Genomic DNA, 21,832 nt, shown 5'->3' with positions numbered 1-21,832 from the left:
CCCACGAGCCATCGTCCGTTCCGGCGCCCTCCCGGAGGTTCCCGCTCCGGCGGCGCGGGTACTCGGGCGGCCCGGCGGAGAGACGAGCCGGGCCACGCCCCAAGGAGGCAACCGCACATGCCCGAGAAGCAGGATGTCGTCGAGCTGCTGCAACAGCAGCACACCAGGATCCGCGGCCTCTTCGAGGAGGTCGCCGATGCCAAGGGGGACGAACGGACTCGCTCCTTCCGCGAGTTGATCCACCTGCTCGCGGTGCACGAGACCGCGGAGGAGGAGGTCGTCCACCCGTTCGCGCGCAAGCACATCGACGGCGGCGAACAGGTCGTCAAGGACCGGATCGAGGAGGAGGAAGGCGCCAAGCGGGCGCTCGGCCGGCTGGAGGACATGGACCCCGACTCCCCGGAGTTCCTGGACCTGTTCGCGGCGCTGCGCCAGGACGTGACGGCGCACGCCGACGCCGAGGAGCGCTACGAGTTCGCGCATCTGCGGGCGGCGGCCGACCGGGACCGGCTGGAGCGTCTGGCCGCCGCGGTCAGGGCTGCCGAGGCCCTTGCCCCGACCCGCCCGCACCCGGGCACGGACACGGCGCTGAAGAACCTCATGGCGGGCCCGGTGGCCGGTGTGGTCGACCGCACCCGTGACGTCGTACGGAAGGCCATGGGCAACCCCTGACATGGGTGGCCCCTGGCACGGGCGACCCCTGGTCGCGTGCCCCGCCCGGTCTGCTGCCCGGGCGGGGCACGTTTTTCGCGCTTCTCGGGTACGTGCCTTTCGGCTACGTATCGACTACGTGCGTGCGTTTCGGTACGTGCGTACGCGCCCTCTCAGAGAGGCGGCGGGCGGCCGTCAGGGCACCGTCGCCAGGGTGAAGGAGTGGCCGGCCGGGTCGGAGTAGGTGCGGACGTCCCGCGGCCCGTTGTTCTCCTTGGTGTCGATGGGGCGCGCGCCCAGGTTCACCGCCTCGCGCTCCGCCTCGTCCATGTCCTCACGGGCGACCACGATCCGCAGGTGCGCCTGCTGGGAGTCCTCGGGGCGCGGCCAGCTCGGGGGCGCGTAGCCGTGGTCGCGGTGGATGGCCAGGAAGACGCCGTGGCGGCCGGTGACCTCGACGAAGTCGGGGTCCTCGCCCAGCCGGCTCTCCCCGCCCAGCAGGCCGGCGTAGAACTCGGCGAGCTGTTCGGGCTCCGCGGAGTCCAGGACGAGGACAGTGGTCTTCTCTACGGTCATCGGCTTCCTCTCTGGTCTGGCCTGGTCTGGCCTGGTCTGGCCTGGTCCGGTCTGTTCTGGCCCGGCCCGGCCCGTCTGTTCCGGCCCGGCCCGGCCCGGTCCGGTCAGGTCAGGTCCGGCCCGTTCCGTTCCGTTCCGTTCCGGGTAACCGACCGGGGGCCGAGTCAGGCTGAAATAGGCCGAGTTGGCCTGGAAAACGCGTTCGGCCGAAGAAGGGCCGGATTCCGGGTCCCCCGCCCGGTCACACCCAAACAGTCGGCCGTCGACCCTTCATATATGTCGGTCCCCCTGGTGAATTTCCACCTTTACGCAGGGAGTTAGTTCTGAATTGGGCTGAGAGGGCAGGTGGAGAGGGCGGGGAGTGTGCTTCGCGGCAGTGGACGGAGACCATGGACGAGAACGTCGTGGCCAAGACATTCGTGGAACTGGCGGACAACGGGGGTGCGGCTTCCGATCAGCCCGCGCTGCTCCGCCTGCTGGCCGACCGCTGTGTGGACGTGCTCGGCGTGAACGCCGCCGGGGTGCTGCTCGCGGACCTCTCCGGGGAACTGCGGGTGGCGGCCGCCTCCTGCGAGCAGGTACGGCACCTGGAACTCTTCGAGGTACTGGAGGAGGAGGGGCCCTGCCTGGACTGCTTCCGGCGCGGTACCGCCGTGGCCGTCCTCGACGTGAGCATGGAGGCGGAGCGCTGGCCCCGGTTCGTACCGCAGGCCCGGCGGCGCGGCTTCGCGGCCGTACAGGCCCTCCCCATGCGCTGCCGCAGTGAGGTCGTCGGCGCCCTGAACCTCTTCGTCGCCGACGCCCGGCACATCGAGCCGTTCGGTTCGCCCATCGCCCAGGCCATGGCCGACATCGCGACCATCAGCCTCGTGCGGCAGCGCTCCGCGCGGCGCAGCGAACGGCTCACCGGGCAATTGCAGACCGCCCTCGACAGCCGGATCGTGATCGAACAGGCCAAGGGGAAGCTCGCCGAGCGCTACGGCACCGACATGGAGCGCGCGTTCCTCTCGCTGCGCGGCTACGCCCGCTCGCACAACCGCCGGCTGTCCGACGTGGCCCGCGAGGTCATCGCCGGCCGCTCGTCGCCGCCCCCTCCGGAGGAGAAGTAGCGGGCCGCTTCCGCGGCCTGGCCGTCCACCACTCCGAAGCCGCGCCCGGCCGGCCGCCGCGCCCCGGGAACCGCGGCGGCCCCGTCCTCCGCGAAGACCGACAGACGACGGCGGAGCCCGGCCGCTCCGAGTGCCCGGGAGACGGCGGGCGACGGCGCGAGGACGCGCAGTTCGCCGCCGTGGCCGCGGGCCCGGCGGGCGGTGGCGACGAGCACGCCGAGGGCGAGCGCGTCGCAGTGGGTGACGCCCGACAGGTCGAGGACGAGCCGGACGCCGGGGCCCTGCGCCCCGCGCAGGAGTTCGCGCAGCCGCGGCACGGTCGTGAGGTCGAGGGCGCCGCCGACTTCGATCACCGAGGTGACGGGGGCCGCGGGCGGGGCGGTGCGGGAGGGTTCGAGACCTACGCTCATGACGCGCGCCTCCTCGGGACGGAGCGGTTCGCGGGTCGCCGGGGGCCGGGGCGCACCACTCAGCGTAGCCCCGCCGGTACCCGGCGAGAAGCGCCCCGCGCACAGTCGTCCGGCATACGCGCGTACAGCCCCGGCATACGCGCGTACAGCCCCGGCGTGCGCGCGGAGCGGCCCGCCCCGCCTTCGGTACGGCCCGGCGTACGCGCCGCCCGCGCCCCCGCCCGTACGCACCTCCCGCGCCCTCACCTGTGAGCAGGACGCGGGACGGGGGCGGGGGACGCGATACGCGCGATAAGCGGTCGGCGCTCCGCCTTCCGGTCAGTTCTCCATGCCGGCGAACGCGCCGGGCTGGTACGAGCCGCCCGGGTTGTGCACGATGACGTTCATCCGGGTGGCCGCGTTGATGAGGGAGACCAGGCAGACCAGGGCGCCGACCTGGTCGTCGTCGTAGTGCTCGCGCACCGCGGCCCAGGTCTCGTCGGTCACGCCGCGGTCGCCGAGCCGGGTGCCCTCCTCGGCGAGCGCCAGCGCGGCCCGCTCGGCCTCGGTGAAGACGGTGGTGTGCCGCCACGCGGCGACCAGGTTCAGGCGCAGCGCGGTTTCCCCGACGGCCGCCGCCTCCTTGGTGTGGACGTCCACGCAGAAGCCGCAGCCGTTGAGCTGGCCGACCCGCAGCTCCACCAGCTCCCGCAGGGACTTCGACAGCGTCCCGTCCAGGGCCAGCGAGGTGTTGTAGAACCGCTTGGCGACCTTCGCGGCGGTCGGGCTGTCGAACAGGTTGAAACGAGGTTCCATGACGTCGTCCTCACTCGTCGTGTGGTGCGGTGCGGTGCGGGTGTCGTGCGCCGCCGCATTGGATGACCACAAGATGCCGACGGCCCGCTTCTTGTGACGCCACGGTGATGTGGCCTCCGTCACCGGCCGCGGGTGTCACAAAACGCCGCGGACCGGCGTCTGGTGCACGTGACTGCGAAGGTGGATGCGAACAGGGGAACGGACAGGGAAATGGCCAGGAAAGAGGGCGCGGGCGCGGACATGGACAGCGCCACCCAGGCGTTCGTCGCCCACCGCAACCTGCTGTTCACCGTCGCCTACGAGATGCTCGGCTCGGCCGCCGACGCCGAGGACGTCCTCCAGGAGACCTGGCTGCGATGGGCGGGCGTCGATCACGGCGCCGTACGGGACCGGCGCGCGTACCTGGTCCGGATCACCACCCGGCAGGCGCTGAGCCACCTGCGCACGCTCGGCCGGCGCAAGGAGTCCTACGTCGGCCCGTGGCTCCCCGAGCCGCTGCTGACCGCGCCCGACGTGGCCGAGGACGTCGAGCTGGCCGACAGCGTCTCGATGGCGATGCTGCTGGTGCTGGAGACGCTCGGACCGACCGAGCGGGCGGTGTTCGTGCTGCGCGAGGTGTTCGACCTCGGGTACGACGAGATCGCCGAGGCCGTCGACAAGAGCCCGGCCGCCGTGCGCCAGATCGCGCACCGGGCCCGGGGCCACGTCGCCGCGCGCCGGCCGCGCGGGGCCACGTCCGCCGCCGAGCCCCGCCGCACCGTCGAGGCGTTCCAGCAGGCGGTCGAGACGGGCGACCTGCGCCGTCTGCTCGACGTGCTCGCGCCGGATGTCGTGCTGCTGACCGACGGCGGCGGCGTCGTACGGGCCGCGCTGGCGCCGGTCGTGGGGGCCGACCAGGTGGCCCGCGTGCTGGGGAGGATCGCCACCGCGATGACGCTGGAGCCGACACGGGTGAACGGCGATCCGGCGCTGATCGTCCGGCTGGGAGGCGAGATCGACACCGTTCTCGCGCTGCGCGTCGACGACGGCCTCGTCACCGGGCTCTACGCCGTGCGCAACCCCGAGAAGCTGTCGCGCCTGGAGCGGGAGACCGCACTGCGCCGCTGAGGGCCCGTACGTCGGTGCTGGACCGCCCCGACGCTGGAGGGGCCGGGCGGTGAGGTTCGTTCCCTCCGCCGATGCTCGACCACCCCGACGCCGAAGGCGCGGTCAGGTCCCTTCCGGCTCCAGCCCGGCGTCCGCCGCCGCGACCGCGAGCCGTTCCGCCGAGAGGTCCAGCGAACGGCAGACGAGCAGGTAGACGCCCGCGGCGACGAACAGGCCCACCGGCATGGAGACGTCCAGTCCGCCCAGGAGCCGCGCCATCGGGCCCTCGGCGTCGCCGATCACCGAGAACGGCAGCATCACCACGAAGCCGGTCCCGTACGCGAGGAGCCCGCGCCAGTTCCAGCGGCGGTAGATCCCGCGCGGGTTGAAGATCTCCCGGATCGAGTACCGGCCCCGGCGCACCAGGTAGAAGTCGGCGAGGTTGACGGCCGTCCAGGGGGTGAACAGGGTGCCCAGGACGGAGAGGAAGTGCCCGAACTCCTCGACGAAGTTCTCGCTCGCGCCGAACGCGATCGCCGTCGAGACCACGGCCACCACGCACAGCGCGCCGATCCGCCGGGCGACGGTCAGCCGGAACCGGCCGAGCGAGTCGAGGCTGGAGAGGAGGGTGAGGCTGCCGCCGTACACGTTCAGCGCGCCCATCGTCAGCAGCGGCAGCACCGTGATGACCAGCAGCGCCACCCCGAAGCCGCCGAGCGCCCGGTCGCCCGCGGAGATCACCGACTCCACCAGGCTCTTCCCGGGGAACAGCCCCGCCGCCACCGTGCCGACCAGCATCATCCACGCGCCGCCGACGCCCGCGCCGAGATACGTCCACCAGAACGACGAGCGCACACCGACCGACGGCGGCAGATAGCGGGAGTAGTCCGAGACGTAGATGGACCAGGAGAGCTGGTAGACGGCGGCGGTGAAGAGCTGGATCAGGAACGGGGTGAGCGCGAAGGACCCCAGGTCGAGCTGGGCGTGGGTGAAGGGGTGGACGACGATCACGCAGACCGTGAAGAGCGCCAGCGCCACCAGCACCACGTACGTCAGCCAGCGGGACGCCTTGTGGATGATGTCGTAGCCGACCACGGCCAGCACGATCGCGATCACCGCGTAGCCGACGTAGCTCGCACCGGTCGGCACGTCGGCCAGGTGGTCCAGGGTGGAGCCGACCAGGATCTGGTTGAACGCGTTGTAGCCGATGTACGTCGTCAGCGCGACCAGCCATACCAGCAGCGCCCCGATGAACCCGAACTGCGGCCGGGACTGCACCATTTGGGGCAGCCCGAGCTGCGGGCCCTGGGTGGAGTGGAAGGCCATGAAGAACGTGCCGAGCGCGCAGCCGAGCACGACCGCGATGGCCGTCCAGACGAGGTTCCCGCCGAGCCCGACGCCGATCGCGCCGGTCGCGACGGTGGCCAGATGGGCGTCGCCGGCGAACCACACGGGGAACAGGTGCCAGACCTTGCCGTGCCGCTCGGCCAGCGGCACGTAGTCGATGGACCGCGCCTCGATGACCGGCTTCCGCCCCCCGCCGGCTGGGGGCGGCGCCGCCGCCCCCGAGCGCGCCGGGCCGTCGGCACCCGTGGTGCCGGGTGAGCCAGAGGTGCCGACTGCCATGTCACGTCTCCTCGCTGCTGCTCGATGCTCGCTGCTTATCGCCGTTGCTCGCTGCTGATCGCTTCCGGTGTGCTGATCGCCGGTGGTGCCCGCCGGCGCCCTTACGCCCGTACGGGCACGTGGACGCGTACGCGCACGGGGACTCGTACGGGCGTATGGAGCCCCTTCGCGCGCTACCCCGTTCTGTTGAGCGCCGCGTAGGCGAGCCGTTCCAGCAGGAGCGCGGATTCGCGGGGCGCGTCGGTCGCGGCGGTGATGACCTGCTTGGTGACGGAGACGGCGAGCGGCGGGTGCTCGGCCAGTTCGCCGGCGATCTCCAACGCCCGTTCCAGGTGGGCCCCTTCGGGCGTGACCTCGGTGAGCAGGCCCCACTCGCGCGCCTCGGCGACCGGCATCCGGCGGGCGCGCAGCACCAGGTCACGGGTGCGGGCCGGGCCCACCGCCCGTACCAGCCGGGTGATGCCGCCGGAGCTGGGCAGGATGCCCAGGCCCACCTCCGGCAGGCCGAGGCGGGCCGTGGCGTCGGCGACGCGGATGTCGGCGGCGAGCGCCAGTTCCAGGCCGCCGCCCAGGCAGTGCCCGGCGATGGCCGCGACCACGGGCTGCTCCAGGTCCGCGACCGCTTCGTAGACCGCGCCGGAGGCCCGGTAGTAGGCGGCGATCGCCTCCGGCGTCATCTCGCGCAGCTCGCCGACGTCCGCCCCGGCGGAGAACACCGTCGCGCCGCCGGTGATCACCACGGCGCGGCTGGTCCGTACGGGCTCCGAGCGCACCGCCGCGAGGAGTTCGGCCTCCAGGTGGGTGGAGAGGGCGTTGAGCTTGGCCTCCCGGCGCAGGGTGAGCACGGCCACCGCGCCGTGGCGTTCGGTGTGGACCGTCCCTCGGGCGTCGGTGTCGGCGTCGGCGCCCACTTACGCCTCCGTCCGGAAGGAGAGCAGGCCGGGCAGCCCGCGCTTGTCGATCTCGTTGGCGATGACGAGGCGCTGGATCTCCGAGGTGCCCTCCCAGATGCGGTCCACGCGCAGCTCGCGCCAGATCCGCTCGACGGGGTAGTCGCGCATGTAGCCGCGGCCGCCGAAGATCTGCTGGGCGCGGTCGGCGACCCGGTTGGACGCCTCGGAGGCGGCGAGCTTGACGGTGGCGGCCTTGGCGTGGAGCAGCTTGCGGCCCCTCTCGCTCCCGTCGGCCTGGTCGAACTCCCAGGCCACCTGGTGGGTGAGGGCCCGGTTGGTGGCGATGTCGACGACGGAGTCGGCGAGCATGCCCTGGATGAGCTGACGGTTGATCAGCGGCTCGCCGCCCTGCGTCCGGCCGCGGGCCCACTCGGTGGCCAGCGACAGGGCCCGCTCGGCGGCGCCGATGGTGCGGGCGCCGATCATCAGCCGCTCCTCGGTGAACCAGTCGCGGGTCAGCTCGTACCCCTGGCCGACGCCGCCGAGCACGGCGTCCGCGCCGACCCGTACGTCCTCGAAGACGAACTCGGGGTGCTCGTAGACGAAGGTGTGCGTGTAACGCGGGGTGCGCTTGAGGGTGACGCCCGGGTGGTCCTTGTCGATGATGAACAGCGTCGGTGCGCCTTCGCCGCCCGCCTCCTCGCCGGCCCCGGTCCGCACGTTGGCCAGCACGATCAGGAAGTCCGCCGCGTCGCCGACCGTCACGAACCACTTCTCGCCGTTGATGACGTAGCCGTCGCCGTCCGGCTCGGCGGTGGTGGCGATGCCGGACGGGTCGGAGCCCGCGTCGGCCTCGGTGATGGCGACGGCGTCCCGGCAGCGGCCCTGGATGCCGGGGAGGAGATAGCGCTCGCGCTGCTCGGGGGTGGCGGCGCGCAGGCAGTTGGCGGGGCGCCAGACGGTGTCCCACAGGGCGTTGGTGAGCTTGCCCAGCTCGTCCTGGACCACTGCCTGTTCGAGGACGCTGAGGCCCGCGCCGCCCCACTCGGCGGGCATGTTGATCGCTTGCAGGCCGCTGGCCAGCACCTCCTCGCGGATCGCGGCGAGCGCTTCGGGCGGCAGGCCGTTGTCGGCCTCGCAGGCGTCCTCGTACGGCATGATCTTCTCGGCCAGTCCGGCGGCGCGCCGCTTCAGCTCGGCGAGCCGGGGGGTGAGGGCGAACTCCATGTGTGCTGCTCCTAATGCCTACGGATACAGATACGGATACGGATACGGGTCGGGGCGGGGGTGTTCAGTGCTCCAGGACGATCCGGGCGTCGAGGCCCAGGCAGCCGTCGGCCGTCGCGAGCAGGGGGTTGACCTCCAGCTCGGCGATCTCCGGGTGGGCGGCGGCGACCTCGGTGACCGTCGCGACGGCCGCCGCGAGCGCGTCGAGGTCCACGGCCGGCCTGCCGCGCACCCCGCGCAGCAGGGCGGCGGCGCGCAGCTCGCCGAGGATGGTGCGGGCGTGCGCGGGGGCGACGGGGGCCAGCGCGAACACCACGTCGCGCAGCACCTCGGTGGCCACCCCGCCGAGCCCGACCATCGCCACCGGCCCGAAGCGGGCGTCGCGCCGCACGCCGACGATCAGCTCCACGCCGCCGCCGAGGTCCGCCATCGCCTCGACGCAGAACCCCGGCGGGTCCAGCCGGCGCGCCATGTCGGCGTGGGCGGCGCGTACGGCGTCCTCGTCGCGCAGGCCGAGCGCCACGCCGCCCGAGTCGGACTTGTGCAGCAGCCCGAGCGCCTTGAGGACGACGGGCCCGCCGATGGCCCGGGCGGCGGCAGCGGCCTCCGCCGCGGTACGGACCAGATGGGCGGGCGGGAACGCGACCCCGGCGCTCCGGATCAGCTCGCGCGCCGACCAGTAGCCGTCGTCGGTCACCGGGGGCGCGGCGGGTGCGGGTCGGGGGGTGTCTGTGGCGGCGGCGGGTGCGGGCCGGGGGGCGTCTGTGGCGGCGGCGGGTGCGGGCCGGGGGGCGTCTGTGGCGGCGGCGGGTACGGGTCGGGGGGCGTCTGTTCCTGGCTGGGGCTCGCCCGCCGGGGCGGCGGGTGTCGGCTGGGATGTGTCCACGGGAGCCGCGGCGCCTATTGGCCGAGGCGCGTCCACCCCGGCGGCCGTGCGGCGGGCGAGCATGCCCAGCGTGCGGGCCGCGTCCTCGACCGCGGCGAACACCGGTACGCCCTGGGCGCGCAGCTCGTCGGCGGCCGGGCTGTCCGCGCACATCGTGTGCACCACGACGGGCCTGCCGTGCCGCCGCACGGACGCGCCCATGTCGCGGGCGGTGGCGATCTCGCGCGCGGCCAGCTCCTCGCCGTACCTGCCGTAGCCGCCGAAGTAGCCGGTGACCAGCACGGAGTCGGTGCCGGGGTCGGCGAGCAGCGTGTCGAGGGTGCGGGTGAAGGAGGCGATGTCCTGCTCGCCCGCGCCCGCGAGGTCCACGGGGTTGCCGACGCCCGCCGACGGCGGCAGCCCGGCGCGCAGCGCGTCCGCCGTGGCGGGCGCGAACTCCGGCACCGACAGCCCGCACGCCTCCGCGACGTCGCAGGCGACGGAGGCGTGGCCGCCGCCGTCCGCGAGCACCGCGACCCGGCGGGCGGGCGCGGGCCCGTAGCGGTGCAGCGCGGCCAGCAGGTCCGCCATCTCGCGCGGGCTGTGCACGCGGTCCACGCCGGCGGCCCGGCAGGCCGCGTCGATCACGGAGGTGTCGCTGGTCAGCGCCCCGGTGTGGGACTTCGCGCCGCGTACGGACGCGGCGCTGGAGCCGACCGTGAGGAGGACGACGGGCTTGCCCGCGGCCACGGCGCCCGAGGCGGCGGCGACGAACGCCCGCCCGTCGCCGAAGTCCTCGCAGTAGACGGCGATCAGCTCGGTGCCGTCGTGGGCGGCGTAGGCCCGTACGAGATCGGCGGCGTTCAGGTCGGCCTGGTTGCCGAGCGAGGCGAAGCGGGAGAAGCCGAGGCCGCGGCCGGTGAGGAACGCGCTGAGCTCCAGGGCCATGTTGCCGCTCTGGGAGATCAGCCCGACCGGCCCGGCCGGCAGCGGGTTGGAGGCGAGGTACAGCCCGCTCGTACTGTCCAGGACGCCGAGGCAGTTGGGGCCGAGCAGCACGGCGCCCGCCCGGCGCACGCGCTCGGCGAGCGCCGCCTCGCGCGCCTTGCCGTCCGCGCCCAGCTCCCCGAAGCCCGCCGTGATGCCGACGATCGCCCGCGCCCCCGCGGCCAGCGCCTCCTCGACGGCGGCCTCGAACCCGGCGGCGGGCACCGCGATCACGACGAGGTCGACGGGGCCGGGCACCTCGGCGAGCGAGCGGTACGCGGGGCGGCCCAGCACCGGCCCGCCGCGCCGGTTGACGAGGTGGACGGGGCGTTCGCCGCTCATCCGCAGCGCCTGCACGCTGATCCAGTTCCCGTACTTGGACTGGTCGTCGCTGGCCCCGACGACGGCGACGGCCCGGGGCGCGAAGAGCGCGTCGAGCCCGCGGCCGGGCGCGGCGGGGCCGGTACGGGCCGTGGTGGCGAGCGTCATCGGGGGACCTCCGGGAGGGGCGCGGGGGCGGGCGCAGGGGCGGATCGGCCGGCGTCCCGGGTGTGGGTGCGGGCTTCCGGGAGGGGCGCGGGCGCGGGGACGGGGTGGCCGGTGCCCCAGGCGTCGGCGCCGCCGTCGACGACGACGGTGGTGCCGGAGACGTACGCGCCGCCGGGCGAGGCGAGGAAGGAGATGACGCCGGAGACGTCCTCGGGGCGGCCGAGCCGGCCGAGTGGCACGGCCTGCTCCCACTGGGCGCGTTCGGCGGCCGAGTACGCCTCGTCGAGGCCGTCGGTGGCGATGGTGCCGGGCGCGACGCAGACCGTGCGGATGCCGTAGCGGCTCCACTCCAGGCAGAGCCCCGCGGCGAGGTTCTCCACGGCGGCGCGGGCGGCCGTGGCGTGCACCATGCCGGGGATGCCGCGGCGCGGCGAGAAGGCGATGAAGAAGACGACGCCGGAGCGTTGCGGGAGCATCGCGCGGAGCGCGACCTGGCGGGTGACGTCCCAGGCGGCGTCGACCGCGAGGCGGTGCACGGCGCGCCAGCCCTTGGGCGTGATCTCCTCGGCGGGCGCGGTGAACTGCCCGCCCGCGTTGTTGACCAGCACGTCGATCCGGCCGTACGCCTCGACGGTCCGCTCCACCACCCCGGCCACCTGCTCCTCGTCGCGGATGTCGGCGGGCAGGGCGAGGCAGTCGGCCCCGGCGGCGGCGAGCTCGGCGCGTACCTCTTCGAGCGGTTCGGGGCGGCGTCCGCAGACGACGACCTTGGCTCCGCCGGCGGCGAAGTCCCGCGCCGCCGCCCGGCCGATGCCGGTGCCGCCGCCGGTGATCAGCGCGACCTTTCCGGCGTGTTCTGTGCTCCGCACGGAGTCTCCTCCTCGGTTCGACCGGAGTATCTGACTGATGCGTCAGTTAGCTCCTTGGGTAGAGGGGATGTCAAGAGAAAACACAGAATTGCCATGGCAGCAGAGGGTGTTAATGCTGGACGCCCCGGTCCTTGCCTTTGACTTCCGCGTCAGTAGACTGGGGCGCCGCAGGGAGCGACGACCGGAACCGATGGACCGATGAACCGATGGGGGAGACGGCGGAGATGGCGGACAGGCCCCGCAGCGACGAGGACCGCCGGGCGGCCATCCTGGAGGCCACCTGGCAGTTGATCGCCGAGCGCGGATTCCACGCCGTGCGGATCGCGGACATCGCCAAGGTCTGCGGCACCAGCACCGGCACCGTGCACTACTACTTCCCGGGCAAGAACGACGTCCTCACCGCGGCCCTCAAGTACTGCGTGGAGCAGGCGTTCAACCGGCAGAGCGTCGAGCTGAAGGCCATCGACAACGCCCATGAACGGCTGCTCAAGCTCATCGACATGCAGGTCCCGAGAGTCGGCAGGGTCCGCGACGAGTGGTCGATCTGGCTCCAGTACTGGGCCGAAGCGGTCGTACGCCCCGAATTCCGCCCCGCGCACAACGAGTTCTACGCCCGCTGGCACGACGCCGTCGTACGGACCGTGCGGCGCGGCGTGCGCCAAGGCGTCTTCCGCCCCGACGCCGACCCCGAGAACGTGGCCCTGCGGCTGACCGCCCTCACCGACGGCGCGGCCATCCAGGTCCTGACGGGCGCGCCGGGCATGACGATCACCGTGATGCGCGAGCTCCTGGTGGACTTCGTCTCCCGCGAACTGGCCGCTCCCGAGTCCGTAACGGCACGCGGCTGACCCTCGGGGTCGTACGTATCCCGGCGCACGACTGCCCCGCCGACTCGTACGTTTCCCGGCGCACCCCCCTGCCTACTCCGCACCCCCGCTACCCCTGTTCCCCTTTGGCTTGAATTCGCCTGAAACATTTCGGTGCGCCCGGCGCGTCAGTGAGGTGTAGGCGAGGCGCTGACGGTGCGTGAGTGACGATCGGGGTGGGGATGAGAGCGTCCGACGTGGACGGCTTTCTGGAGTTCGCGGCCGGCCGGAGCGGGCATCTCTTCCGCTCCGCATGCCTGCTGACCAGCGGGGACACTCACCTCGCCGAGGATCTGGTGCAGGAGACCCTCGGCCGGATGTATGTCGCCTGGCGCCGCGTCTCCTCGATCGGCAACCCCGCCGGGTACGCCCAGACCGTGCTCGTACGGGCCTTCCTCACCCACCGCAGACGGCGCAGCAGCCACGAGCGCCCCACGGACGAACTGCCCGAACCGCACGCCGCGGACTGCGACGACATGGCGCTGCGGCTCGCGCTGCTCGGCGCCCTCGGGCAGTTGTCGGCCAAGGACCGGGCGGTGGTGGTGCTGCGCTACTGGGAGGACCGCAGCATCGAGGAGACCGCCGAGGCGATGCGCGTCAGCTCCGGCGCGGTGCGGACCCGGTCCGTACGGGCCCTGGGCAGGCTGCGCGACCTGCTGGGCGGCAGCCTCGCCGAATACGCCGCGCACTGAAGTACCCGGACGAGAGACGGTGGTTGCTCATGGATTCCGACCGTGCCCCCTCGAAGGCCGACGAGCCCCAAGGCTCCTCCGCCGCTTCCTTCGAGGGCGAACTCGGCGGTGCGCTGCGCCGAGCCGGCGACGCCTTCTCGGCCGACGCCCAGGCCCTGGCCGACGGCGGTCTCGCGCGCGGACGCGCCCGCAAGCGGCGGCGTGCGGCGGCCGTCGCGGGCGGCGCGCTGGCGCTCGCCGCGGTCGTCGTCGGCGGCGCGGTCCTCGGCGGAGCGATCGGCGGGGGAGGGGCGAAGGGAGGGGAGAAGGCAGGGGAGAAGGGCACCGTGGCCGACCGCGGCGCGTCGAAGAAGACCGCCGACGGCGGGGGCCGGACCGTCACCGGCAAGGAGATGATCGAACTGCTCACATCGGCCCTACCGGGCGGCAGGGTCTCCGGTGCGCAGGGCCGAGGTCTCGGCCCGAAGGGCGCGGCCAAGATGGCCTACGCGCATGTGGTGTACGACGACGGGCAGGGCGCGGGGGCGATCGACGTCAGGATCGGCACGGACGGGGACCGGGAATGCCCGGACCCGGCGCTGGCCCCGTACACCCGGTGCACGAGCACACCGCTGAGCGACGGCGCCGTACTGGTGAGCTCCCAGGGGTACGAGTACCCGGACCGGCGCGACGGCATCAAGCTGTGGGAGGCCACCCTCGCCACCAAGGACGGCCGCTACGTCACCGCGTCCGAGTGGAACGCGCCCGTCGAGAAGGGCGAGCCGATCACGCGCGACGACCCGCCGCTGGACCTGGCACGCATGACCGACCTGGTCCGGGACGCCCGATGGGCGCCCGTGCTCGCCGCCGTGCCGCCCGCCGGACCGACGCCCACGCCGACCGGCCCGACCGCGGCGGACATCAAGGCCACCTTCCGGCGGCTGCTGCCCAAGGGGCCGACGTACGGGGAGGTGACCGCGCAGGAGGGCGTTTACGCCCATGTGACGGCGGACGACGGGAAGGGCGCGAGCCTCGTCGAGATCAATGTGCAGCCGAACATGCTGGACGTCGAGTCCGACATATTCCGGAGCCTCGACGTCACGACCCTGCCGGACGGCACGAAATTCGCGGTGAGCAAGGGGCCCGGGGAGAAGGGCGGGGCGGGGGTGGTGGTGTGGACGGTCGACACGATCCGGACCGACGGGCTGCGCGTCGTGGTCTCCGCCACCAACTCGGGCAGCCAGTTGTCACCCGCCACCCGCGCCACGCCCGCGCTGACGATCGCCCAGCTCAAGGCGGTCGCGCTGGCGGAGGACTGGCGGCGGGGCCGGTAGCGGCGGGTCGGGGCCTACGGTTGCCAGGGTGGGGCTCGTACGGCCGTACGCGACGGGCGAGCGACCGCTCGTACGCGCGAGAGCGCGGACCGCGCTCGGCGGACCGCGCTCTCTCAGCCGCCGACCGAAGGGGCCGGCGAGAGTTCGACTGTTTTGACTCTTCGATCGACTAGAGGTCGAACTCGTTCGGGTCGATGCCCACCGCGTAGCACGCCTCGCGGACGACGGCCTGCTCCGTTTTGTCGAAGTCGCCGTCGGCGCCGCCGATGACGATGCCGATCTGGATGACGGCCCGCGCCTCGGTCGGCTTCTTCTGCACCTTGCCGATGGTCTGCAGAACGCTGACCTTGCCGAAGTCGAAGTCGACGGTCAGCTTCTGGCAGTAGTCGTTGAAGCGGGCCTGGAGGTCGTCGGCGGGGAAGTTCTGGAGGACTTCGTTGGTGGCGATCAGCGAGGCGACGCGCTGCCGCTCCGAGGCGTCGATGGACCCGTCGGCGGCCGCCACCAGCGCACACATCGCCATGCTCGCGTCACGGAACGCCCCGCTCTTGAGGTCGTTCTTCTTCGCCACCAACTGGCCCTGCATCGCCGTCGCGGAATCCTTGAGCTTGTCCCACAGCGCCATGTGCGTTTCTCTCCTCGTGCAAATAGGGGTGCACAGGCAGAACTGCGGCAGGGGTAAAGAAGTTCCCAAGAGCGCCGGACGCGTTCCTCAGGTCGTGACCGGCTCCAGGACCAGCGGCTTGAGCCGGCCCTCCAGCATCGAGCCGAGCCCCTCGACCGCGCACACGTCCGCGTTGCGTGCGACGTGCACCGGCATCCCCGTAGCCGACCTGAGCATCTTGTCCAGCCCTGGCAGCCGCGCGCTGCCGCCGGCCAGCATGACGCCGCGGTCCCCGAGGTCCGCCACGAGGTCGGGCGGGCAGAGCCGCAGCACCCGGCCGATGGAGTCGAGTACGGCCGTGAGCGGGGTGTGGATGGCGTCCCGCACCTCGCGGCCGTCGACGCGTACGGAACGGGCGCACCCGGTCGACACGTCCCGGCCGTGCACCTCCGTGCCCTCCCAGCCGTCCGGGCCGCTCGCGTTCAGGGCCAGGTGCAGGGGGCGCACGCCCTGGCTAGGCAGCACCAGTTCGTGGGTGTTGCGCAGGTGCTGTACGACCGCGTGGTCGATCGCGTCCCCGCCGAGCGGGACCTTCTCGGCGGCCACGATCGCGCCCAGCGACAACACGGCGACCTGCGTGGTCGCCGCTCCGCACACCACGATCATCGTCGCCTCGGCCTGTTCCACGGGCAGTCCGCAGCCGACCGCCGCCGCGATGAGCGTGTCGACCAACTCGACGCGGCGCGCGCCGAGGCCGGTCATCGTCTCGACGGCGGCTCGCAGCGCCAGCGGCTCCGCCTCGTGCGGCACGCAGACCGCCGCTCGCAGCGTCGGCTTGCGCCGCCACGCCCTGCGGACCTTGTCGCCGACGAGGTAGCGCAGCATGCGCTGGGCCATGTCGATGTCGACGACGGTGCCGCCGGAGACCGGGCGCACCACGCGGATGTGCTCGGGCGTGCGGCCCGCCATGCGCTCGGCGAGCGTGCCCACCGCGATCAGGGCGCCGGTGTTGGTGTTGACGGAGGCCACGCTCGGCTCGTCCACGATCAGGCCCTGATGTTTGAGGTAGACGCGGGTACGGGCCGCTCCGAGGTCGACGGCTACATGGCAACGGCGCAGTTGATCGAGGCTGAGAGTCATGCCCCCATCGTGTGGGCGCCTGGACCGGCCCGCATGTCGGGATGCGCCGCTCGGGGTAAGGCCGGTGACGAACCGTCAGCCCTCGGCTGCCCGTAGGCCCGGGCCCCGCCTACGACAACGGCCCGGCACCGCACAGTGGCGGGGCCGGGCCGTCGGCGTGTTGGGTGCGGGGCCGGGGCCTATGGGGTTGGGTGCGGGGTCGGGGCCTACGGGGTTGGGTGCGGGGCCGGGGCCTACGGGGTGGGGCCCTCCACCGCATATTTACGGGCCGCAAACCCGGAACCGTCATCTCATCCGGCACTCCGGCCCACAAATACACGTCAGCGTTCCGGACCCCACCCCTACGGCCCCGGCCCCTCCTCTCTCGTCGCTCTCGAACGGTGGGTGGGTGGGCCCCCTTTGCTCGCTGCCCGCCCCGGGTGGGCGGGGGAGGGTGGGGGCAACCCCCAGCCCCTCCTCTCTCGTCGCCCTCGAACGGTGAGTGGGTGGCCACCCTGGCCTCTTCCCTCTCGTCGCCGTCGAGTGGTGGGTGGGCAGCCCCGGCGCCTCCGCTCTCGTCGTCCCTCGAACGGTGGGTGGGTGGCAACCCCTTCCCTCTCGTCCGTCTCGAACGGTGGGTGGGCAGCCCCGGTCCCTCTCCCGTCTCGGCGCCCTCGAACGGTGGGTGGGCGGGCGGCGCGGGGGCCTTGCATGCGGGCGGCCCGGGTGGGGGTGGCCCTGGTCCCTTACTCGGCCCCGTTTCAGGCCGCCCGCTAGCGCCCGACCGGCTAGGCCGTCGTCAGCCTCGGCCGGCTAGGCCCCCGCCAGCCCCCGGCCGGTCAGGCCGCCGTCAGCGCCCGGCCGGCAAGGCCCCGTCAGCCCCTGGGGCGCTTTGCTGCCGGGTAGTGGACGACCTTGCTGCGCTGTACGTCCTTGCAGTACTTCACGTCACCGGTGTTGTCGACGTACTTCGCCGTGACCCAGGTGGCGCGGTCGCGCAGCAGGTACCAGATGGTGTTCCCGCCGATGTTCTGGGCGCGGACCTTGCAGCGGAGGCCGACCTGGGCGCCGTGCTTGAGGCTGCCGCGCACCGCGGAGTCGGTGCTGGGGTATTGGCGCTCGAAGAGGCCGGAGGAGCTGGTGACGGTGCCGTACGGCCGGGCGGGGGCGGCCTGGGCGGGGGCCGCGGCGAGCAGCGTGGCCCCGAGGGCGGCGGCCGTGGCGAGGACGCCGGCGCCCGCCGCGGCCTTCTTGCCGCGGGTGACCAGAGTGACGAGAGGGGCGGTCATGGACATGGGGTTCTCCTGACTCTTGGCGATCCTTGCCGCGAATGACGCAAATTGAAGGTACGCGCGCCAAGCGCCCCAATTCCGGCGAAACTTCGGTGAAAGAGCCGATCGCGTGACGCCCGGTTGGCGGGTTGCCATCCGCCGCTGACGCGCCCCGCGGCGAATCGTTACGCCTTGGCGTCCGCGTAGCACTCGACGACCGCCGTGCTGAACGCGAACCGCACCGGCGTCTCGCCGAAGGCCACGCGCCCGGCGCGGTCGCCCGCCGCGCGGACCGCCTCGACCACGGCGTCGGTCTCCTCCGCCGGGCAGTGCACGATCACCTCGTCGTGCTGGAAGAAGACCAGTTCCGCGCTGAGCCCCGCCAGGTCCTGGCGCAGCGCGGCCAGCATCAGCACCGCCCAGTCCGCCGCGCTGCCCTGCACCACGAAGTTCCGGGTGAACCGGCCGCGGGCGCGGGCGGCGGGCGTCGAACCGTACCCGTACCCGTCCGAAGGCGGGGTCGCCTCCTGTGGAAGCCCCGCCTCGTCCGCCGCCGCTGCCAGGGACGCCGGCGGGCACGTGCGGCCGAGCCAGGTCCGTACGAGCCGCCCCTCCTCCCCGGCGCGGGCCGCGTCGTCCACGTACGCGACGGCGGCGGGGTAGCGGCGGCGCAGGTCCGCCATGTGCTTGAGAGCGTCGCCGGAGGTCTGGCCGTAGATCGCGCCGAGCATTCCGATCTTGGCGCGGTCGCGGTTGCCCCCGAAGGCCCGCTCCGCCAGGGCCGCGTACAGATCGCGGTCGCTGTCGGCCGCCGCCATCAGCCCGGGGTCGCGGGAGACGGCGGCGAGCACGCGCGGCTCCATCTGGTCCGCGTCGGCCACCACCAGCCGCCAGCCCGGATCGGCGACCACCGCCCGCCGGACGATCTTCGGGATCTGCAGCGCCCCGCCGCCGTTGGTGGTCCAGCGGCCGGAGACGGCGCCGCCTGGCACGTACTCGGCGTGGAACCGGCCGTCGCGCACCCACGACTGGAGCCACGACCAGCCGTGCGCCGTATACAGCCGGTAGAGCTTCTTGTACTGGAGCAGCGGCGCCACGGCCGGGTGGTCGACCTCCTTCAGCTCCCACGCCCGCGTCGACGTCAGCGCGATGCCGTCCCTGGCGAACGCCTTGATGATGTCGGCCGGCAGGTCCGGCCGGACCCGCATCCCGCCGAACGCCGCCGAGACCCGCTCTGCCAGCTCCGCTAGGCGCTGCGGCTCCAGCCCGCCGGGGTAGCGCTCGCCGAGCAGCTCGGCCAGCAGCTCCCGGTGCACGTCGGCCCGCCAGGGCACCCCGGCGCGGTTCAGCTCCGCCGCCACGAGCGTGCCGGCGGACTCGGCGGCCGTCAGCAGCCGCAGCCGGCCGGGGTGTTCGGCGGCGTCCATCCGGGCGAGCTGTCCCGCGTACACCTCCAGGAGCGCGTCGAGCGGGTCGACGCCGGGCGGCAGCGGCACCGGGCCCGGCGCGAACAGGGACGGCTGCGTGTCCGCGGCCCGTACGGGCGCGTCCTCGGGCACCGGCAGCCCCCGCAGCCGCGCCCAGGCCGCCGCCAGGGAGCGCGGCTGGCCCGCCTGTCCCTCCTCATGGCCGATGAGGAGCGCTTCCGCCGCCTCCACGTCATAGCACCGCTCCACGCGGACCCCGGCCTCCAGGAGGCGCGGATACGCCTCGGCGCTGCACCGCCAGACCCAGCGGTCGGCATCCGGCCGCGACCGCACCGCCTCGGCCAGGCTCCCCGCCGTACGGACGGGCCCGGCAGGGCGCCCGTCGGGCGTGAGCGGGCAGAGACGGACACCCCCGTCGCTCGCCTCTGCCGCCGCCCACCTCATGGAAGGAGTCTGGCAGGGGGGTCTGACAATGGGGCCGGTGTGCGCGCCACGGGGCTGGGCGCGGCGCCCCGCGCGGGTGTGCGCCCGAAACGCGGGCACGCACCCCCCGACGCGGGCGCGAGCACTCACAGGAACGACCCCCGCCGACGCGCTGCGGGGCCTGACTGGCACGGCCGCCGACGGGCTACGGGACCTGACGGGAACGGTCCGCCGACGAGCTGCGGGGTTTCCACAGGACCAGCCCGCCGGCAGCCCCCGGGGGGCGCGCCCGCTGGAGGCCCCCGGGACGGGCCGTCGGCAGACCCCGTCACCAGCTCGACTTGCGCACCCCCGGCAGGTGGCCGGCGTGTGCCTGCTCGCGCAGGTTCACGCGGGAGAGGCCGAAGGCGCGCAGGTAGCCGCGTGGGCGGCCGTCGACGCTGTCGCGGTTGCGTACGCGCGTGGCGCTGGCGTCGCGCGGCTGGCGGCTCAGTTCGCGTCGGGCGGCGAGCCGTTCCTCCTCGGAGGAGCGCGGGTCGCGGGCGATCGCTTTGAGGAGGGCCCGGCGGGCGGCGTAGCGGGCGACCGTGGCGCGCCGCCTCTCGTGCTTCGCGATCTTGCTCTTCTTCGCCATCAGACCTTCCCCCCTCGGGCCCGGATGCGGGCCACGGCGGCCTCGACGCCGATCGCGTCGACCGTCTTGATCCCCTTGGCGCTCAGGGTGAGCCGGATGTGCCGGCCCTCGCTCGCCAGCCAGTAGCGCTTGCGCTGGATGTTCGGGTCGAAGCGGCGCGGGGTGCGCCGGTGGGAGTGGGAGATGGCGTTGCCGAAGCCTGGCTTGCGGCCGGTGAGCTGGCAGTGGGCTGACAAGGTGCGTTGCCTCCTCTTGAAAACGGGAATCGTTTTCGTATAGTAGCGGTTATGGCTCGCAACGAGACACGCCCCGTCATCAAGCTCCGGTCCACCGCCGGGACCGGATTCACCTACGTCACCCGCAAGAACCGCCGGAACGACCCCGACCGGATGGAACTGCGCAAGTACGACCCGGTCGCCGGCCGTCACGTCACCTTCCGAGAGGAGCGCTGAGCGCCATGAAGAACGGAATCCACCCGGCCTACGAGCCCGTCGTCTTCCGCGACCGGGCCGCCGGCTACGCCTTCCTCACCCGGTCCACCGCCACCGGCGAGAAGACCGTCGAGTGGGAGGACGGCAACACCTACCCCGTCATCGACGTCGAGATCTCCTCGGCGAGCCACCCCTTCTACACGGGCACGGCGCGCGTGCTGGACACCGCCGGGCGCGTCGAGCGGTTCGAGCGCCGTTACGGCGGACGCGGGGCCGGCCGGTGACGGCAGGCCCCCTCGACCGGATGCCCGTCGCGATCGTCGGCGGGCTGCACTCCGAGGCGCGTCGCGCGGTCGTCGACCGGCTGCTGCGCGACGTGCCGGGGAGCGTCGCGCTCCACCATGATCTGGCGACGGCCGCGCGAGGGACGGTCCGCCGGACCGTACGCGACCGCTCCCGCCTGCTCGACACCGGCGAGGCGCCGCTCGTGAACGACTGCGCCTGCTGCGCGCTCCGCGAGGACCTGGTGCCGGAGCTGGAGCGGCTGGCCGGCGGCGGGGGCTGCCGGCTCGCCGTCGTGGAGCTGTGGGACTCCGTCGAGCCGAAGGCCATGGCCGAGGTCGTGGCCGCGCACGGCGGTCCGGGGCTGCGGCTCACCGCCGTGTTCACGGCCGTGGACCCGGCGCTGGTCGTGCCCTGCCTGGCGTGCGGGGACGATCTCGCCGAGGCCGGGCTCGCGGCGGCCCCCGGCGATCAGCGCACGGTCGGCGACACCTTCGCCCGGCAACTGGAGTACGCCTCGGTGCTGGCCCTGGCCGATATGGCGCCGGAAGCCGGCGTCGATCCCGCTGACCCCACCGCTTTCGCGCTGCTCGACCAGCTCACCCCCGCCGCCCGGCAGATCGGTGCGGACTCCGGCGGGCTGGCCGCGGCGGCCCTGGCCGGCTTCGACGTGGCGGCCGCCGCCGCGCGGCTCCACCCGGCCTGCGCCCTGCTGCCGCAGGCCGCCGACGCGGACGGCGTCGCCACGCTCGTATGGCGGCGGCGCCGGCCGTTCCACCCGGGCCGGCTGTACGCGGCGCTGGAGGAGCTGACCTGTGCCGCGGCGCGCAGCCGGGGCCGGTTCTGGCTCGCGGACCGGCCCGACGCGCTGCTGTCGTGGGACGCGGCGGGCGGCGCGCTGTGCGTGGAGAACGCCGGGCCCTGGCTGGCGGCGCTCCCGGACGCGGCGTGGGAGATGGTCGATCCGGCCCGCCGGGTCGCCGCCGCCATGGACTGGCACCCCGAGCACGGCGACCGCGGCCAGCACCTGGCCTTCACCTCGCCGGGGCTGGACGAGGAGGGGCTGCGGGCGCTCCTGGACTCGTGTCTGCTGGACGACGCCGAGTACGCGGCCGGGCCGGCGGGCTGGCGGCGGCTGTCGCCCGCATTTGATGAACTCCTCGATCCGGTTCTGTGACTTTCCGTGT

The 21,832-nt window shown here is 73.5% G+C and carries 23 protein-coding genes; 9 read left to right on the top strand and 14 right to left on the bottom strand.

Going from position 1 to position 21,832, the window contains the following annotated elements; translation table 11 throughout:
- Positions 1-117 precede the first annotated feature (117 nt).
- On the top strand, positions 118-672 hold the full coding sequence (locus IF55_RS11845) for a hemerythrin domain-containing protein (protein WP_030880642.1): 555 nt from the start codon (positions 118-120) through the stop codon (positions 670-672).
- 174 nt (positions 673-846) lie between these two features.
- Here IF55_RS11845 and IF55_RS11840 read toward each other — a convergent pair whose 3' ends face one another.
- Positions 847-1,227 carry a VOC family protein gene (locus IF55_RS11840; RefSeq protein ID WP_030880640.1) on the bottom strand — a complete coding sequence of 127 codons (381 nt, stop codon included), beginning with the start codon at positions 1,225-1,227 and terminating at the stop codon, positions 847-849.
- A gap of 389 nt (positions 1,228-1,616) precedes the next feature.
- Here IF55_RS11840 and IF55_RS11835 point away from each other — a divergent pair, with 389 nt between their 5' ends.
- Complete coding sequence (locus tag IF55_RS11835; protein ID WP_030880638.1) at positions 1,617-2,336, top strand: GAF and ANTAR domain-containing protein; 720 nt, start codon at positions 1,617-1,619, stop codon at positions 2,334-2,336.
- Here IF55_RS11835 and IF55_RS11830 read toward each other — a convergent pair.
- Together IF55_RS11830 and IF55_RS11825 are read right to left on the bottom strand one after the other, a co-directional pair.
- Positions 2,246-2,746 carry an STAS domain-containing protein gene (locus tag IF55_RS11830; RefSeq protein WP_048831878.1) on the bottom strand — a complete coding sequence of 167 codons (501 nt, stop codon included), beginning with the start codon at positions 2,744-2,746 and terminating at the stop codon, positions 2,246-2,248. The two genes, IF55_RS11835 and IF55_RS11830, sit on opposite strands and share 91 nt — an antisense overlap.
- A gap of 318 nt (positions 2,747-3,064) precedes the next feature.
- Positions 3,065-3,541, bottom strand: coding sequence for a carboxymuconolactone decarboxylase family protein (locus IF55_RS11825; RefSeq protein ID WP_030880633.1), 477 nt, complete (start codon positions 3,539-3,541; stop codon positions 3,065-3,067).
- A gap of 210 nt (positions 3,542-3,751) precedes the next feature.
- Here IF55_RS11825 and IF55_RS11820 point away from each other — a divergent pair, with 210 nt between their 5' ends.
- On the top strand, positions 3,752-4,648 hold the full coding sequence (locus IF55_RS11820) for an RNA polymerase sigma-70 factor (RefSeq protein ID WP_030880631.1): 897 nt from the start codon (positions 3,752-3,754) through the stop codon (positions 4,646-4,648).
- 102 nt (positions 4,649-4,750) lie between these two features.
- Here IF55_RS11820 and IF55_RS11815 read toward each other — a convergent pair whose 3' ends face one another.
- From IF55_RS11815 to IF55_RS11795, 5 genes are all read right to left on the bottom strand, one after another.
- A complete protein-coding gene (locus IF55_RS11815) occupies positions 4,751-6,253 on the bottom strand; it encodes a purine-cytosine permease family protein (protein WP_078644193.1) in 1,503 nt (500 codons plus the stop codon).
- A gap of 173 nt (positions 6,254-6,426) precedes the next feature.
- Entirely contained in the window at positions 6,427-7,164 is a 738-nt protein-coding gene (locus IF55_RS11810) for an enoyl-CoA hydratase/isomerase family protein (protein ID WP_030880628.1), read from the bottom strand.
- Complete coding sequence (locus tag IF55_RS11805) at positions 7,165-8,373, bottom strand: acyl-CoA dehydrogenase family protein (RefSeq protein ID WP_030880625.1); 1,209 nt, start codon at positions 8,371-8,373, stop codon at positions 7,165-7,167.
- Positions 8,374-8,437: 64 nt separating this feature from the next.
- Complete coding sequence (locus tag IF55_RS40510) at positions 8,438-10,714, bottom strand: acetate--CoA ligase family protein (RefSeq protein ID WP_037964093.1); 2,277 nt, start codon at positions 10,712-10,714, stop codon at positions 8,438-8,440.
- Complete coding sequence (locus IF55_RS11795; protein WP_106980371.1) at positions 10,711-11,583, bottom strand: SDR family oxidoreductase; 873 nt, start codon at positions 11,581-11,583, stop codon at positions 10,711-10,713. Before IF55_RS11795 ends, IF55_RS40510 begins: the two co-directional genes overlap by 4 nt.
- A gap of 224 nt (positions 11,584-11,807) precedes the next feature.
- On the opposite strand from IF55_RS11795, the gene IF55_RS11790 reads away from it, so the two are divergent.
- The 3 genes from IF55_RS11790 to IF55_RS11780 all read left to right on the top strand — a co-directional run bounded on the left by IF55_RS11790 (position 11,808) and on the right by IF55_RS11780 (position 14,454).
- A complete protein-coding gene (locus IF55_RS11790; RefSeq protein WP_211269976.1) occupies positions 11,808-12,431 on the top strand; it encodes a TetR/AcrR family transcriptional regulator in 624 nt (207 codons plus the stop codon).
- Positions 12,432-12,631: 200 nt separating this feature from the next.
- A complete protein-coding gene (locus IF55_RS11785) occupies positions 12,632-13,141 on the top strand; it encodes a SigE family RNA polymerase sigma factor (protein WP_030880612.1) in 510 nt (169 codons plus the stop codon).
- 29 nt (positions 13,142-13,170) lie between these two features.
- Positions 13,171-14,454, top strand: a complete 1,284-nt coding sequence (locus IF55_RS11780; RefSeq protein ID WP_030880610.1) for a hypothetical protein — start codon at positions 13,171-13,173, stop codon at positions 14,452-14,454.
- A gap of 169 nt (positions 14,455-14,623) precedes the next feature.
- On the opposite strand, the gene IF55_RS11775 is transcribed toward IF55_RS11780, so the two are convergent.
- From IF55_RS11775 to rpmB, 6 genes are all read right to left on the bottom strand, one after another.
- The gene (locus IF55_RS11775) at positions 14,624-15,079 is read right to left on the bottom strand and encodes a tellurite resistance TerB family protein (protein WP_030880606.1); all 456 of its coding nucleotides are present in this window, start codon (positions 15,077-15,079) and stop codon (positions 14,624-14,626) included.
- An 87-nt stretch (positions 15,080-15,166) separates the two neighbouring features.
- Entirely contained in the window at positions 15,167-16,198 is a 1,032-nt protein-coding gene (locus tag IF55_RS11770; RefSeq protein ID WP_030880603.1) for a rod shape-determining protein, read from the bottom strand.
- A gap of 854 nt (positions 16,199-17,052) precedes the next feature.
- On the bottom strand, positions 17,053-17,472 hold the full coding sequence (locus IF55_RS11765) for a hypothetical protein (protein ID WP_048831877.1): 420 nt from the start codon (positions 17,470-17,472) through the stop codon (positions 17,053-17,055).
- A gap of 161 nt (positions 17,473-17,633) precedes the next feature.
- Complete coding sequence (locus tag IF55_RS11760; protein ID WP_030880597.1) at positions 17,634-19,319, bottom strand: bifunctional 3'-5' exonuclease/DNA polymerase; 1,686 nt, start codon at positions 19,317-19,319, stop codon at positions 17,634-17,636.
- Between the two features lie 307 nt (positions 19,320-19,626).
- Entirely contained in the window at positions 19,627-19,932 is a 306-nt protein-coding gene (gene rpsN / locus IF55_RS11755; protein ID WP_030880594.1) for a 30S ribosomal protein S14, read from the bottom strand.
- Positions 19,932-20,168 carry a 50S ribosomal protein L28 gene (rpmB, locus tag IF55_RS11750; protein ID WP_030880592.1) on the bottom strand — a complete coding sequence of 79 codons (237 nt, stop codon included), beginning with the start codon at positions 20,166-20,168 and terminating at the stop codon, positions 19,932-19,934. The genes rpsN and rpmB overlap by 1 nt, the downstream gene beginning before the upstream one ends.
- Before the next feature lie 51 nt (positions 20,169-20,219).
- Between rpmB and rpmG the strand changes: the two genes are divergently transcribed.
- The 3 genes from rpmG to IF55_RS11735 are packed head-to-tail and all read left to right on the top strand — an operon-like array spanning position 20,220 to position 21,822.
- Positions 20,220-20,384, top strand: coding sequence for a 50S ribosomal protein L33 (gene rpmG, locus IF55_RS11745; RefSeq protein WP_030880589.1), 165 nt, complete (start codon positions 20,220-20,222; stop codon positions 20,382-20,384).
- 5 nt (positions 20,385-20,389) lie between these two features.
- A complete protein-coding gene (locus IF55_RS11740; RefSeq protein ID WP_030880586.1) occupies positions 20,390-20,647 on the top strand; it encodes a type B 50S ribosomal protein L31 in 258 nt (85 codons plus the stop codon).
- Between the two features lie 20 nt (positions 20,648-20,667).
- Complete coding sequence (locus IF55_RS11735; protein WP_030880584.1) at positions 20,668-21,822, top strand: CobW family GTP-binding protein; 1,155 nt, start codon at positions 20,668-20,670, stop codon at positions 21,820-21,822.
- Positions 21,823-21,832 lie beyond the last annotated feature (10 nt).

The organism is Streptomyces varsoviensis (assembly GCF_000718635.1).
Classification (GTDB): Bacteria; Actinomycetota; Actinomycetes; order Streptomycetales; family Streptomycetaceae; genus Streptomyces; species Streptomyces varsoviensis.
Note: the sequence above shows the minus strand (reverse complement) of the source record. Positions and strands in the feature narration are given on the sequence as shown.

Bases quoted from the DNA above. Each gene is read 5' to 3' on its own strand.
- IF55_RS11845 (WP_030880642.1), top strand. From the start codon at position 118: ATGCCCGAGAAGCAGGATGTCGTCGAGCTGCTGCAACAGCAGCACACC.
- IF55_RS11840 (WP_030880640.1), bottom strand. From the start codon at position 1,227: ATGACCGTAGAGAAGACCACTGTCCTCGTCCTGGACTCCGCGGAGCCC.
- IF55_RS11835 (WP_030880638.1), top strand. From the start codon at position 1,617: ATGGACGAGAACGTCGTGGCCAAGACATTCGTGGAACTGGCGGACAAC.
- IF55_RS11830 (WP_048831878.1), bottom strand. From the start codon at position 2,746: ATGAGCGTAGGTCTCGAACCCTCCCGCACCGCCCCGCCCGCGGCCCCC.
- IF55_RS11825 (WP_030880633.1), bottom strand. From the start codon at position 3,541: ATGGAACCTCGTTTCAACCTGTTCGACAGCCCGACCGCCGCGAAGGTC.
- IF55_RS11820 (WP_030880631.1), top strand. From the start codon at position 3,752: ATGGCCAGGAAAGAGGGCGCGGGCGCGGACATGGACAGCGCCACCCAG.
- IF55_RS11815 (WP_078644193.1), bottom strand. From the start codon at position 6,253: ATGGCAGTCGGCACCTCTGGCTCACCCGGCACCACGGGTGCCGACGGC.
- IF55_RS11805 (WP_030880625.1), bottom strand. From the start codon at position 8,373: ATGGAGTTCGCCCTCACCCCCCGGCTCGCCGAGCTGAAGCGGCGCGCC.
- IF55_RS40510 (WP_037964093.1), bottom strand. From the start codon at position 10,714: ATGACGCTCGCCACCACGGCCCGTACCGGCCCCGCCGCGCCCGGCCGC.
- IF55_RS11790 (WP_211269976.1), top strand. From the start codon at position 11,808: ATGGCGGACAGGCCCCGCAGCGACGAGGACCGCCGGGCGGCCATCCTG.
- IF55_RS11785 (WP_030880612.1), top strand. From the start codon at position 12,632: ATGAGAGCGTCCGACGTGGACGGCTTTCTGGAGTTCGCGGCCGGCCGG.
- IF55_RS11780 (WP_030880610.1), top strand. From the start codon at position 13,171: ATGGATTCCGACCGTGCCCCCTCGAAGGCCGACGAGCCCCAAGGCTCC.
- IF55_RS11775 (WP_030880606.1), bottom strand. From the start codon at position 15,079: ATGGCGCTGTGGGACAAGCTCAAGGATTCCGCGACGGCGATGCAGGGC.
- IF55_RS11770 (WP_030880603.1), bottom strand. From the start codon at position 16,198: ATGACTCTCAGCCTCGATCAACTGCGCCGTTGCCATGTAGCCGTCGAC.
- IF55_RS11765 (WP_048831877.1), bottom strand. From the start codon at position 17,472: ATGTCCATGACCGCCCCTCTCGTCACTCTGGTCACCCGCGGCAAGAAG.
- IF55_RS11760 (WP_030880597.1), bottom strand. From the start codon at position 19,319: ATGAGGTGGGCGGCGGCAGAGGCGAGCGACGGGGGTGTCCGTCTCTGC.
- rpsN (WP_030880594.1), bottom strand. From the start codon at position 19,932: ATGGCGAAGAAGAGCAAGATCGCGAAGCACGAGAGGCGGCGCGCCACG.
- rpmG (WP_030880589.1), top strand. From the start codon at position 20,220: ATGGCTCGCAACGAGACACGCCCCGTCATCAAGCTCCGGTCCACCGCC.
- IF55_RS11740 (WP_030880586.1), top strand. From the start codon at position 20,390: ATGAAGAACGGAATCCACCCGGCCTACGAGCCCGTCGTCTTCCGCGAC.
- IF55_RS11735 (WP_030880584.1), top strand. From the start codon at position 20,668: ATGCCCGTCGCGATCGTCGGCGGGCTGCACTCCGAGGCGCGTCGCGCG.